Genomic DNA, 13,035 nt, shown 5'->3' on the forward strand with positions numbered 1-13,035 from the left:
GTAAATACAAATCCTTTACCCTAACTGTTCTACTTCTTTATGATTACGAATCGTTTCAAACCATGTATATAGTTGCTGATATGTGCTATAAACCAATTCTTTTTCTAATTGTAAGTGGTTCATTTTCTCACGATATGTGTTCGATTCAATTAAATCACGCTTTTGTTTTTTGTCTGCCATAAAAATGACGCCATCTTTTATTGTAACAAATTCTAACTCAAAAAACACCTGTGTCATGAAATTTACTGTATCTTTTGACCAACCTTTATGACGACATAGTTGTTCTCCATATTGTCTTAAAGAAAATGGTGTTTTTTGGCTTAAGAAAGAATAGTACCATTTAAAGTGTTCTCTCGTCGGAACTGTACTAAATAAGTGGTTATTCTCTTGATAAAATAGCGTATAAATTCGCGCTGGGAATCCTACCTTAAATAGCTCACGTAATTCATCTGTTCCTTTTGGTAAATCAAGTAACACGATATATTGATCATCTAAATGCGTTACTTCTGAAGCATGCATGAGCTTTTCTTTATAGCTCTCTAAAGAAAATTTATTCAATACCTCTTCAGAAAAATACACCATTGTTATTTTTTCTTTCGGAAGTTCTGCTAAATTTGCTTCTGCATTACGCATACTACGCCAATCAAATAATTGCCACGCCTCTACAGCAATATCTTGTACCATTAGTTGTGGCTTCTTAAAGTTATTCCATTCATTAATAGACGCTTCTCCTATTACAGATACTTTTGCAACTGGAGAGATTTCTTTCGCATATGCACCAAAGCCAAATCCAATTGTATCCAGTGTTGCTTGTCCATCACGAAGAGCCATTTTTAAATGAGAGCCATCTGATCCGATTGCGCGAATGCTTTCTAACTCTGCATCTTTTACTGCAATACGTGGTTTCGGATTTCCAACACCAAACGGGGCTAGTTTTTGCATATCTTCAATTGCCGCTAGCGTTACATCCTCTACTTTACAAAAAACATCAACTGCTGTAATTGGAATAAAATCTTCTTCTGTTAAAATTGCATCTGCTTGTTCATTTAAGCGGCGACGTAATTCATCTACATCATTCATATGTAGCGTCATTCCCGCTGCCATCGGATGCCCTCCGAAGTGTGGTAATAACTCTCTACAATCTGATAAATTTGCAAACAAATCAAATCCTGCAATACTACGTGCTGAGCCTTTTGCTGTTTCTTTTATAGGATCAATGCTTAATACAATCGTCGGACGATAAAAACGTTCAACTAATTTCGAAGCAACAATTCCAATTACCCCTGGGTTCCAGCCTTCTTTCGCAAGTACTAATACTTTATTTTCTTCTGGTGGGAAGTTATTTTCCACTTCAGCGATAGCCTCTTCTGTAATTTGCTTTACAATATCTTTTCGCAGTTTGTTCAGCTCATCAATTTCTTCAGCTAGCTCTTTCGCTTCCTCTGGATCATCTGATAATAAAAGGTGTACAGCCGGCGCAGCATCTTCTAAACGCCCAACCGCATTAATACGAGGTGCAATTGAGAAACCAATACTCTCTTCGGTAATTTCACTTTGCGAAACGTTAGCAACTTTAAACAATGCCTTCAAACCAATATTTCTCGTCATACGCATATGTTTTAAACCGCGTTTCACTAGCAACCTATTTTCACCATGAAGTGATACTAAATCGGCTACTGTACCAATTACTGCGATCTCTAATAAATGTTCTGGTACACGGCCTAATAGTGCATGCGCAACTTTAAACGCAACACCTACACCAGCTAAATAGTGAAACGGATATACACCGCCATCTAATTTCGGATGTATAATCGCAAGTGCTTCTGGCAATTCTGGCGGTGGCTCATGGTGATCTGTAATAATTAGATCTATTCCAAGCTCTTTCGCTACATTCGCTTCATGTACCGCTGCAATACCAGTATCGACAGTAATAATTAGCGAGACCCCTGCGCTATGCGCCCAACGAAATGCTTCTTCGTTCGGTCCATACCCTTCTGTAAAACGATTTGGAATGTAAAATTCTACTTCTGCACCTAATTCTTGAAGAGCAAGATATAAAACTGTCGTACTACTTACTCCGTCCGCATCGTAATCACCAAATATTAATATTTGCTCTCCATTTTGAATCGCCTTATTTACACGTTCTCCCGTTCTATCCATTCCTTCTAATAAAAATGGATCATGAAATTCTTGATTTTCTGTATTTAAAAAATCTAAAATCTTATCTTCTGTATCGAGTCCTCTACCGAGGAATAACGAAACGACAAGTGGCGATAACTGTAATTTACTTGCTAATTCACTCACTCGCTCGTCATTATATTCTTTTTCTTTCCAACGCGTCTTCGGTTGTAACACGAAATCACCCCTTAACCTGTTCATTATACAAGACAGATTAAGGGGTGACAATATAATGCAAACTACGATGCAATATCTATATACTAAAATGTTAATGATGTTTAATTTGGAGAATACGGATTTATATGTACGAATACATTTTGTACATTATCTTGTTTCATAAGTATTTCTTTCACATGTTTTCCAATACGGTGTCCTTCTTCTACAGTAATGTATGGATCTACGGACACTTTAATATCGACAATAACATAATGACCATGCTCCCGTGCATATAAAGAACCAATTTTTTTCACACCATCTACTTGAAGAACTGCTTCTCTAAGCGGAATAACATCCTCCTCATGAAGAACATGGTCAAGCGTTGCATGAATTGCTTCCGCTCCAATGCTCCATGCCATTTTTACAACAAGAAGTGAAACAACTAATCCCGCAATTGGATCAGCGTATACAAGCCAGTCTATACCAAGCTTACCACCTATTATAGCTGCACAAATACCGATTAAAGCTGCAATTGAAGAAAATACATCCGAACGGTGCTCATATGCATTTGCAATAATTGCATCACTGTTTACTCTTTTCCCTAATCGGAATTTATATTGAAACATTCCTTCTTTCACGACGATTGAAAGAACAACAGCAAATATCGTAATTCCTTTCGGCGGTTCTAGTTCTTGCGAAAAAGCTTTTATAGACGAAATCGCGATTTCAAGTCCCACAATAAATAATAATACCGCAACAATAATCGCTGAAATCGATTCCGCTTTACCATGACCATACGGATGATCCTCATCAGGTGGCTGCTTTGCCGCTCGCAATCCAAAAAGTACAGCTAGCGAACCTATTACATCTGATGCAGAATGCACGGCATCCGCTAATAGCGCTTTACTGTTCCCAATATAACCAATTACCGCCTTTACAATCGCTAATATAATATTACCAACGATCCCGACAATAGCACCAAACTCGGCCTGTTTAAAACGTTCATCTTTTTCCATAATTAAAATCCCTTCTTTTCTTAACCTATCTTTTTATTTTAACAAAAACAGCGATAACACCACCACTTTCTTCCATCTTCTTTCTGTTAAAAAGTTGCTATCTTATTGTATCCACAAACGAAAAAAGAGATGCCTCATAAAGAGACATCATCTTTTCTATACTTGCGGTTCAGATTCTACTTTCTCAACCTTCTTCTTGTTTCTTCCCTTTTTCAAACGACGGTTTTCAAGCATTAACCAAATTTGAGAGGCAACGAAAACAGAAGAGTACGTACCTACAATTAATCCAACAAGTAGCGCAAACGAGAAGTTACGTAGTGACTCACTACCGAAGATAAGCAGTGCAATTACTGGGAATAACACTGTTAATACGGTGTTAATCGAGCGACCAAGCGTTTGGCGAATACTTGCATTTACGATTTCTTCTAGATCTTTTATATCGCGCACTCGTTTTTTCTGTTTGTATAATTCACGGTTTCTATCAAATGTAACAATCGAGTCATTAATAGAATAACCGATGATTGTTAGTACTGCAGCAATAAACGTTAAGTCTACCTCTAGTTGGAAGATACTAAACATAACTATCATAGTGAATGCGTCATGTAATAATGCAAGTACTGCAGATAACGCATACGTAAATCGGAAACGAATACTTACGTATAAAATGATAACCGCAGAAGCAATCAGTACTGCGATAGATGCATATCGTGCAATTTCTTTACCGATTGTCGGTGAAACTGTACTTACGTTTGGATCTGTACCATATTTATCGTGGAAGAATGTTTTTGTTTTCGCAATTTCATCTTTTGATAAAACACCTAATGTACGAACTGCGAAACCTTTATTGTCATCTCCAGTCGGTACAATATTTTCTTCCTTCACATCAATGTTCAATTCTTTAAAATCTTTATGAACATCAGACACAGTAACGGCTTGTTTTGATTGCAAGTCGATACGTGTACCACTCGCAAAGTCAATACCAAGATTCAATTTGAAAATTGGTAAGATAATTGCACCCGCAATTACAACTACAATCGAGAAGATAAGGAATTTATGACCGATATTTACGAAATTAATACGATCAAATCTTGTTGGCGGATGTACTACACCTTTTGTTAATGGAATAATATCCTTTTGTTTCACACCAAAATATCCTGGTTTTTTATCAAAGTAACGGCTCTTTACAAGTAGACCTAGTAAGAAACGAGTACCGAATACGTTCGTAATAAAACCAACTAAAATACTTACGATTAAACTTGTTGCAAATCCTTTTACAGAGCTATTACCATAAACGAATAACACACCAGCTGCTGCAAGAGTCGTAACGTTTGCATCTAGAATTGTTGCTAATGATCGATGGTTACCAGCACGGAATGCCGACATCATTGACTTACCAATTTTCAGCTCTTCTTTCAGTCTCTCGTACGTAATAATATTTGCATCAACTGCGATACCTACCCCGAGCACTAACGCTGCAATACCTGGCAACGTAAGAACTGCATGCATCCAGTTAAAGACAAGTAATGTAACGAAAATGTATAACCCTAACATAATAACCGCTACAAGTCCTGGTAAACGGTAGAATACAAGCATAAATAAGAAAATAAGAGCGATACCAATCGCACTAGCGAAAATCGTTTGCTCTAACGCTTGTTGACCAAATTTCGCTCCAACAGATGTTGAATACATTTCTTTTAAATCAACAGGAAGTGCACCTGCATTTAATAAAGATGAAAGTTGTTTCGCACTTTCAACTGTGAAGTTTCCACCTACGATAGATACTTCAGCTTGGTTAAATACTTGGTTTACTGTTGCTGCTGATAAGAATTTCGGATTCGGTTTTGCAGATTCTGCTTTATACGAATCTTTTCCTTCTTCAAAGTCAAGCCAAATTACCATTAAATTCGTTGGTGGTGGCATTTTAGAAATTTTTTCAGTTACTTCACGGAATTTTTCAGCACTTTTTAGTGTAAGACCTACGCTCGCACGGCCTTGCTCATCAAATGTTTGCTTCGCTCCGCCGCCTTTTAAATCCGTTCCATCCATAAGAAGGTTATCATCCACATCACGGAATGTTAATTTCGCTTGTGTTGATAACATTTCACGTGCTTTTTGCTGATCTTGTACACCAGCAAGCTGTACACGAATTCGATCTTGCCCTTCGATTTGAATGTTCGGCTCACTTACACCGAGAACATTGACACGATTTTCAAGAGCACCTACTGTACTTACAAGTACATCTCGATCGATTTTATCACCTTTTTTGGCTGGTTTTACTTCATACAGAATTTCAAAACCACCGCGAAGGTCTAGTCCTAGACTAATTCCTTTTGCTATGTCTTTTCCTGCCGCACCAATTACTCCACCGATTAATAAGACGATGAGGAAAAAGGCGGCAATTCTCGTACCACGCTTTGCCATATGTACCCTCTTTCTGCTACTAACACTTTCAATAAATCTCTTACGATTCACTGCTATACGTGTGCATACGCCTAGTTAGTAGACTTCCTTTCTATAATTTTTGCTAGTTCATCACTAGCTCTATAGGTAAGCTTTTACACTACCTACACTTCCATCATTTATTTTCCTCTTCACTACCTCCTTTATATATAATCTTAGACATAATTATTTCCTCTTTATCAATACATATCATTATACTGCAAAAGGAAGAACAAACCAATTGCAGTCGGTTATTTATTTTCGTACTCATCAAATGACCAAAGTGGCGCTTGGTAAGCTTCAACAGTTAAATATGTCATATATTCATTAGCTGTTACTGTTAATACGTCATTAACTAATTCATACAATCTAACATCGCTGTCTATCTTCTTCCACTTTTTCACTTTAAGAAACTTCCAAATGTCATCATCTGTCACTCGGTCGTAACCGAACATTTGAAACTCTTCTACTTTACTTTCTAAAACGACTTGTAACTGTCCGCGGTATGATTCTACCAAAGCCTCTCTATCTAACATCTATAAACATCTCCTTCTTATTTCAGCACGAAAAAGTCGCTTTAATCCCGCTCTAATGGACAGCAATAACTACTTTCAAGAGCACTATCATACTTCACTCTCTTAAATGCTTGTCATTCTTGTCTCGTACGTGCATATAAATTATTGTAAATCATTCCATTGATTTTGAGAAGGTAGGAGAAGAACATGACGAGACAAAGCTTTTTAAAAGGCGCATTTATTTTAATGATAGCCGGCTTTATTACAAAAATACTCGGCTTTATCAACCGCATAGTAATGGCACGTATTTTAGGAGAAGAAGGCGTTGGTCTTTATATGATGGCCGTTCCTACATTCATTTTAGCAATTACATTGACACAAATTGGTCTTCCTGTCGCAATCGCAAAATTTGTAGCAGAAGCGGAAGCTGTGAACGATAAACAAAGAGTTAAAAAAATATTAACCGTATCACTAGCTGTTACATCCGTTATTAGTATCATTTTAACAATCGGAATTATGTTCCTCACACCTATTTTAGCAAAAACATTATTAACCGACGAAAGAACCTACTATCCATTAATGGCCATTTTGCCCGTTGTTCCTGTTATTGCTGTTTCTTCTGTTTTGCGTGGTTACTTTCAGGGGAAACAAAACATGAAACCTAGCGCTTATGCGCAAGTTCTAGAACAAGTCGTCCGCATTACCATTATCGCTATATGCATTCAATTATTTTTACCTTACGGCATAGAATATGCTGCAGCCGGCGCTATGTTATCAGCTGTTCTCGGTGAAGTTGCATCCTTATTATTTTTACTCACGTTATTTCAGCGAGAAAAACATTTATCAATACGCTCTGGATTTTTCACTACTGTAAAGGAAAGCAAAGGGACATTTTATTCTCTGATGGATATTGCCCTTCCAACTACAGGAAGTCGTTTAATCGGCTCCGTTTCATATTTTTTTGAACCTATTGTCGTTATGCAAAGCTTAGCAATCGCTGGTGTCGCTGCTTCTGTTGCAACCCAGCAATACGGTATATTAAACGGTTATGCATTCCCGCTCCTATCACTACCCGCCTTTATTACATACGCTCTCTCTACAGCGCTCGTTCCTTCTATTAGTGAAGCAATGGCAAAAAGACAACATAAATTAGTAGAGCACCGTTTACAACAAGCACTTCGAATTTCATTAATTACCGGCGGATGGTCTGTCGTTATATTATACGTATTCGCTTCTCCTGTTTTAACTCTTATGTATGGATCAGACAGCGCAACAGCATTCATTCAACTTCTTGCGCCTTGTTTTTTATTTCATTATTTCCAAAGTCCACTTACCTCTGTTTTGCAAGCTTTAAACTTAGCAAGAGCCGCAATGATGAATACATTTATTGGTGCCATCGTGAAATTAATCGTTATTTTTGTACTAGCATCAAGGCCAGAGTTTCAAATGATGGGGGTTGCACTTGCTATTGCTGCAAATATTGTAACAGTAACATTTCTTCACTACGCTACTGTTTTAAAAAAGATTACATTTACCATTTACGCAAAAGACTATATTTTCGGCGGACTTGCCATCGGTATCGCAGGCGCCTTCGGTTTTTATCTTCATAAATATATTATTTTCTCTCATTCCCTTGGCATACAAACATTATGGGAAATCACTTTAACAACAATTGTTTATATCGTACTTCTCTTCACTTTCAAACTCATTCGAAAAGAAGAGTTAAGTCGTCTCCCTATCATTCGTAAGCTTTCATTTTTGAAATAAGGTGAAACTTTAATCAGTGGGGTAATCTCCACTGATTATTAGTTATACTAATCATCCTTACTCTTCCAAAGGATAAGTCTCTAATTTTCTTTTACATCAACAAAAAATTGTCCATTTTGAAAACTACAGTATAAAATTTGTGTTATATCGTTATAACCTAAGTTTTTTAATTTCTCAATAAGCCATTCATCTGTATGCTCAATCATTTGTAAATGACTAGATTGAATTTCTCCATCAATAATAAGAGGAAGCGTAAACTGCAATGTATCTTGTTTATTTTTTTGTTTTTGAAAGACAGATAACTTCCCAGACGGTTCCAAAATAGCATATTCTACATCCCGAATATCTCCAACTCCTTGTTCCCTTAATTGCATCATTAAATCATCAATATTATATCGGTGGTTTCTCATCTTTTTTTCATCAATCTTTCCCGCATTAATAATAATTGCTGGTTCACCTTCTATTAAATGCCGAAATCGTTGAAACTTTAATGAAATGACTGACAAAATGATTTGTATGCACATAAGAAAAGTCATCGGAACTAATTGATGCAAAAGTGATTTATCGGTATTTTCAATTGCTACTACAGCCATTTCTCCAAGCATAATAAATACGACTAAATCTAATACACTTAGCTCTCCTATCTCACGTTTACCCATAAGACGAAAAATAATTAAGATGATGATATACAAAAGCATTGTCCGTCCAATTACCGATATCCATTCCATTTCTACATCTCCTTTTTTACGTATAGACTCCCCTATAAAAAAGAAACTAGTCTAACTTGAGCAAAAGGAAAATATGCTTGTATTAAAAAGGGGGAATGCATAAATGGATGGAACGAAAAAATTATCAACTGCAATTGGCTTCGGTATTGTTACGCTACTAATTCTCGCATCTATTACTAGTATGATTATGGCTCTTTTATTAAAGTTTACGAATATAAATGAAGGGACATTAACCGTTACTATTTTTATACTCGCTCTTTTATCTATGCTTATGTCTGGATTTACTGCCGGCAAAAAGGCTCAAGGAAAAGGTTGGCTAGTAGGTTTCACAACAGGGCTCACGTTCACTATACTCGTCTTTCTAGTTAACTATTTAGGCTTTTCTCAAACCTTATCGAACTCACAATTACTATATCAATTAGCATTAATGGGGGCGAGTACACTCGGTGGTATTTTCGGTGTAAATATGTCAAAGCAAAGTAACTAAAAAAGGCCCTGCACATTTCATGCAGGGCCTTCCACATTAGTTTTTCACAACTTCACGAATCGCATTGCGATCGAAAGTTAAGTGTGAACCACCAGATTTAATAACGATTTTTGTCTCATCTACTGATTCGATTGTACCGTGTAAACCACCGATTGTTACGATAGCATCACCTTTTGCTAACTCACTTTGCATTTGAGCAACTGCTTTTTGACGTTTTTGTTGCGGGCGAATTAATAAGAAATAGAAAATCGCAAACATCGCAACGATCATAACGATATTCATCATACCTGCATTCATCTTTTGTTCCTCCTTTTAAATTATGTATTAGAAGTTTTTAGCATTCGGTTTATTAAAGCCATACTGTTCAAAGAACTCTTCGCGGAAATCGCCAAGACGGTCTTCACGAATAGCTTGTCTCACCTGCTCCATTAAGTTTAACAGAAAATGAAGGTTGTGATAAGACGTTAAACGAATTCCGAACGTTTCATCACATTTCATTAAGTGACGAATGTACGCACGTGAGTAGTTTTTACATGTGTAGCAATCACAGTTTGGATCAAGCGGACCGAAGTCTCTTGCGAATTTCGCATTTTTTACAACAAGGCGACCTTCACTTGTCATACATGTACCATTTCGAGCGATACGAGTTGGAAGTACACAGTCAAACATATCAATACCACGAATTGCGCCATCGATTAACGAGTCAGGAGAACCTACACCCATTAAGTAACGAGGCTTATTATCTGGAAGAAGTGGTGTTGTAAACTCAAGAACACGGTTCATAATATCTTTCGGTTCACCAACAGATAAACCACCTACAGCGTAACCAGGGAAGTCCATTGAAACAAGATCTTTCGCACTTTGACGACGAAGCTCTTCGTACTCCCCGCCCTGTACAATACCGAATAAACCTTGATCTTGCGGACGTTCATGCGCTTTTAAGCAACGTTCTGCCCAGCGGCTCGTACGCTCTACAGATTTCTTCATATATTCAAAAGTAGCTGGGAATGGTGGACACTCATCAAATGCCATCATAATATCTGAACCTAATGCATTTTGGATTTCCATCGCTTTTTCTGGTGATAAGAATAATTTATCTCCATTTAAGTGATTACGGAAGTGAACGCCTTCCTCTTCAATACGACGGAAGTCACTTAAACTGAATACTTGGAAACCACCAGAGTCTGTTAAGATTGCACGATCCCAGTTCATAAATTTATGCAAGCCGCCTGCTTCACGAATAATTTCATGACCTGGACGTAGCCATAAATGATACGTATTACTTAAAATAATGCCAGAATCCATTGCTTTTAATTCTTCTGGTGACATTGTCTTAACTGTTGCAAGTGTACCAACTGGCATAAATGTTGGTGTATCAAATGAACCGTGCGGCGTATGCACACGACCTAAACGGGCACCCGTTTGTTTACATGTCTTAATAAATTCATAACGAATTGCTGTCATAACTTACTCCTTTTATTTGTTTCTCATTTTAGCGTGAGATGCAACGAACATTGCATCACCGAAGCTAAAGAAACGATATTTTTCTTTTACTGCTTCATTATAAGCATGAAGTACATTATCTCTATTTGCAAATGCACTTACAAGCATAATTAATGTTGATTTCGGTAAATGGAAGTTTGTAATTAAACCATCAATTGCTTTAAATTCATATCCCGGATACATGAAAATATCTGTCCATCCAGAAGCGGCGCAGAGCTTACCGTCATGATCTGTTGCAATTGTTTCTAACGTACGAGTTGATGTCGTACCTACAGTAATAATACGTCCACCATTCTGTTTCACACGATTTAATAATGCCGCTGTCTCTTCAGACATATGATAATATTCTGCGTGCATATGGTGTTCTTCAATCGTGTCTGCAGAAACTGGTCTAAATGTTCCAAGTCCTACGTGAAGTGTAATGAATGCTAACTGAACGCCTTTTTGCTTTAACTTCTCAAGTAACTCTTCTGTAAAGTGAAGTCCCGCAGTCGGCGCTGCTGCTGAACCGATTTCTTTCGCATATACTGTTTGATAGCGATCGCGATCTTCCAGCGTCTCTTTAATATATGGAGGAAGCGGCATTTCCCCAAGTTCATCTAAAATTTCATAGAAGATGCCATCATATGAAAATTCAAGCTGGCGTCCACCTTGATCTGCAGTTCCTGTGCAAGTTGCTTTTAATTTCCCTTCGCCAAAAGAAATAACAGTTCCTTCTTTTACACGTTTCGCTGGCTTTACAAGCGTTTCCCACTTATCACCTTCTTCTTGTTTTAAAAGAAGTACTTCAATGTGCGCGCCTGTATCTTCTTTCACACCGTGCAAACGAGCAGGCATAACTTTCGTTTCATTTAAAACTAAGCAATCCCCCTCATGTAAGTAAGAAAGAATATCCGTAAAATGTTTATGCTCAATATCACCTGTTTCACGGTCTAACACCATTAATCTTGATGTTTCACGATCTTCTAACGGGACTTGTGCAATAAGTTCTTCTGGTAAATGAAAATCAAACAGATTTATATCCATAGCTATATCCACCTATTTCTTATTTAAATCGATTTATTATATACATAATAAAAGATAATACAATACTTAACACAATACATGTAATGATAGGAAAATAAAAGGTAACGTTTCCTTTTTTCACAAAAATATCGCCTGGAAGCCTTCCAATGAACTTCCAAGCTAATCCAACAACGATGAGTAAGATCCCGGCTGTAATAAGCAGCTTTGGCATCTCCGTCATACTTTTGGTATCTCCATTCCGAAATGTTCATACGCAAGCGGCGTTACAATTCGGCCCCTTGGCGTTCGTTGTAAAAAGCCAATTTGTAATAAATACGGCTCATACACATCTTCAATCGTATGAGATTCTTCTCCAATTGGTGCTGAAACCGTTTCTAATCCAACTGGACCGCCACGGAATTTCTCAATAATACCAAGCAGTAATTTATGATCAATATGATCTAGACCTAATTTATCTACTTGCAGCAATTCTAATGCCATTTGTGTAATTTCCATCGTAACCGTTCCGTTACCACGAACTTGCGCGAAATCACGTACACGTCTTAAAAGACGATTCGCAATACGAGGTGTACCACGAGCACGTCTTGCAATTTCTAATGCAGCTAACGAATCGATTTCAACTTCAAATACTTCTGCTGTACGTTCAACAATCGCAGAAAGCTGATCTACTGTGTAGTACTCTACCCTTGAAAGTACACCGAAGCGGTCACGAAGCGGTGCCGATAATGCTCCAGCACGTGTTGTTGCTCCAACTAATGTAAATGGCGGTAAATCTAGGCGTACAGAACGTGCTGAAGGCCCTTTTCCAATTACAATATCAAGGCAAAAGTCTTCCATCGCAGGATACAATACTTCTTCAATTGATCTATGCAAACGATGAATTTCATCAATAAATAATACATCCCCTGGCTGAAGCGCTGTTAATACAGCAGCTAAATCTCCTGGTCTTCCAATTGCGGGCCCTGAAGTTGTTTTAACATTAACGCCCATCTCATTGGCAATAATATTCGCAAGCGTCGTTTTACCAAGACCTGGTGGTCCATATAAAAGCACGTGATCTAACGTTTCTTCACGCATTTTCGCCGCTTCAATAAATACTTCTAAATTATGTTTTGCTTTATTTTGGCCAATATACTGACGGAGCGTCTGTGGCCGTAATGGAAAATCTTCAACCGCATCTCCTTATGCAGATTCCCTTGAAAGAAGACGTTCGACTATTA

The 13,035-nt window shown here is 37.5% G+C and carries 11 protein-coding genes and 1 pseudogene; 2 read left to right on the top strand and 10 right to left on the bottom strand.

Translation table 11 applies throughout. The features are described from left to right. Positions 1-15 precede the first annotated feature (15 nt). The 4 genes from recJ to BC_RS22015 all read right to left on the bottom strand — a co-directional run bounded on the left by recJ (position 16) and on the right by BC_RS22015 (position 6,325). On the bottom strand, positions 16-2,355 hold the full coding sequence (gene recJ, locus BC_RS22000) for a single-stranded-DNA-specific exonuclease RecJ (protein WP_000941223.1): 2,340 nt from the start codon (positions 2,353-2,355) through the stop codon (positions 16-18). Between the two features lie 101 nt (positions 2,356-2,456). Next, on the bottom strand, positions 2,457-3,350 hold the full coding sequence (locus tag BC_RS22005; protein ID WP_000409743.1) for a cation diffusion facilitator family transporter: 894 nt from the start codon (positions 3,348-3,350) through the stop codon (positions 2,457-2,459). A gap of 156 nt (positions 3,351-3,506) precedes the next feature. Then, a complete protein-coding gene (gene secDF, locus BC_RS22010) occupies positions 3,507-5,771 on the bottom strand; it encodes a protein translocase subunit SecDF (RefSeq protein WP_001119070.1) in 2,265 nt (754 codons plus the stop codon). A gap of 269 nt (positions 5,772-6,040) precedes the next feature. Beyond that, a complete protein-coding gene (locus BC_RS22015) occupies positions 6,041-6,325 on the bottom strand; it encodes a post-transcriptional regulator (protein ID WP_000886980.1) in 285 nt (94 codons plus the stop codon). Between the two features lie 186 nt (positions 6,326-6,511). On the opposite strand from BC_RS22015, the gene spoVB reads away from it, so the two are divergent. After that, positions 6,512-8,071: a stage V sporulation protein B gene (gene spoVB, locus BC_RS22020; protein WP_000198301.1), complete on the top strand. Its 1,560-nt coding sequence runs from the start codon at positions 6,512-6,514 to the stop codon at positions 8,069-8,071. Positions 8,072-8,151: 80 nt separating this feature from the next. On the opposite strand, the gene BC_RS22025 is transcribed toward spoVB, so the two are convergent. Beyond that, on the bottom strand, positions 8,152-8,799 hold the full coding sequence (locus BC_RS22025; protein WP_000454832.1) for a DUF421 domain-containing protein: 648 nt from the start codon (positions 8,797-8,799) through the stop codon (positions 8,152-8,154). A 103-nt stretch (positions 8,800-8,902) separates the two neighbouring features. Between BC_RS22025 and BC_RS22030 the strand changes: the two genes are divergently transcribed. After that, complete coding sequence (locus BC_RS22030) at positions 8,903-9,286, top strand: TIGR04086 family membrane protein (RefSeq protein ID WP_000349148.1); 384 nt, start codon at positions 8,903-8,905, stop codon at positions 9,284-9,286. 36 nt (positions 9,287-9,322) lie between these two features. On the opposite strand, the gene yajC is transcribed toward BC_RS22030, so the two are convergent. The 5 genes and pseudogenes from yajC to ruvB all read right to left on the bottom strand — a co-directional run bounded on the left by yajC (position 9,323) and on the right by ruvB (position 13,033). After that, complete coding sequence (yajC, locus tag BC_RS22035) at positions 9,323-9,583, bottom strand: preprotein translocase subunit YajC (RefSeq protein WP_000991115.1); 261 nt, start codon at positions 9,581-9,583, stop codon at positions 9,323-9,325. A 27-nt stretch (positions 9,584-9,610) separates the two neighbouring features. Continuing rightward, positions 9,611-10,750 carry a tRNA guanosine(34) transglycosylase Tgt gene (gene tgt / locus BC_RS22040; RefSeq protein WP_000125365.1) on the bottom strand — a complete coding sequence of 380 codons (1,140 nt, stop codon included), beginning with the start codon at positions 10,748-10,750 and terminating at the stop codon, positions 9,611-9,613. Between the two features lie 12 nt (positions 10,751-10,762). Then, positions 10,763-11,815, bottom strand: coding sequence for a tRNA preQ1(34) S-adenosylmethionine ribosyltransferase-isomerase QueA (gene queA, locus BC_RS22045; protein ID WP_000354017.1), 1,053 nt, complete (start codon positions 11,813-11,815; stop codon positions 10,763-10,765). Between the two features lie 19 nt (positions 11,816-11,834). Further along, entirely contained in the window at positions 11,835-12,035 is a 201-nt protein-coding gene (locus BC_RS22050) for a DUF2905 domain-containing protein (RefSeq protein WP_000138162.1), read from the bottom strand. After that, a pseudogene (gene ruvB, locus BC_RS22055) lies at positions 12,032-13,033 on the bottom strand (Holliday junction branch migration DNA helicase RuvB). The gene BC_RS22050 and the pseudogene ruvB overlap by 4 nt, the downstream one beginning before the upstream one ends. Positions 13,034-13,035 lie beyond the last annotated feature (2 nt).

It is taken from the genome of Bacillus cereus ATCC 14579 (assembly GCF_000007825.1).
Lineage (GTDB): Bacteria > Bacillota > Bacilli > Bacillales > Bacillaceae_G > Bacillus_A > Bacillus_A cereus.

Coding starts and splice junctions, on each gene's coding strand:
- BC_RS22015 (WP_000886980.1), bottom strand. CDS start 6,325: ATGTTAGATAGAGAGGCTTTGGTAGAATCATACCGCGGACAGTTACAA.
- tgt (WP_000125365.1), bottom strand. CDS start 10,750: ATGACAGCAATTCGTTATGAATTTATTAAGACATGTAAACAAACGGGT.
- BC_RS22050 (WP_000138162.1), bottom strand. CDS start 12,035: ATGACGGAGATGCCAAAGCTGCTTATTACAGCCGGGATCTTACTCATC.
- BC_RS22005 (WP_000409743.1), bottom strand. CDS start 3,350: ATGGAAAAAGATGAACGTTTTAAACAGGCCGAGTTTGGTGCTATTGTC.
- spoVB (WP_000198301.1), top strand. CDS start 6,512: ATGACGAGACAAAGCTTTTTAAAAGGCGCATTTATTTTAATGATAGCC.
- yajC (WP_000991115.1), bottom strand. CDS start 9,583: ATGAATGCAGGTATGATGAATATCGTTATGATCGTTGCGATGTTTGCG.
- queA (WP_000354017.1), bottom strand. CDS start 11,815: ATGGATATAAATCTGTTTGATTTTCATTTACCAGAAGAACTTATTGCA.
- BC_RS22030 (WP_000349148.1), top strand. CDS start 8,903: ATGGATGGAACGAAAAAATTATCAACTGCAATTGGCTTCGGTATTGTT.
- secDF (WP_001119070.1), bottom strand. CDS start 5,771: ATGGCAAAGCGTGGTACGAGAATTGCCGCCTTTTTCCTCATCGTCTTA.
- BC_RS22025 (WP_000454832.1), bottom strand. CDS start 8,799: ATGGAATGGATATCGGTAATTGGACGGACAATGCTTTTGTATATCATC.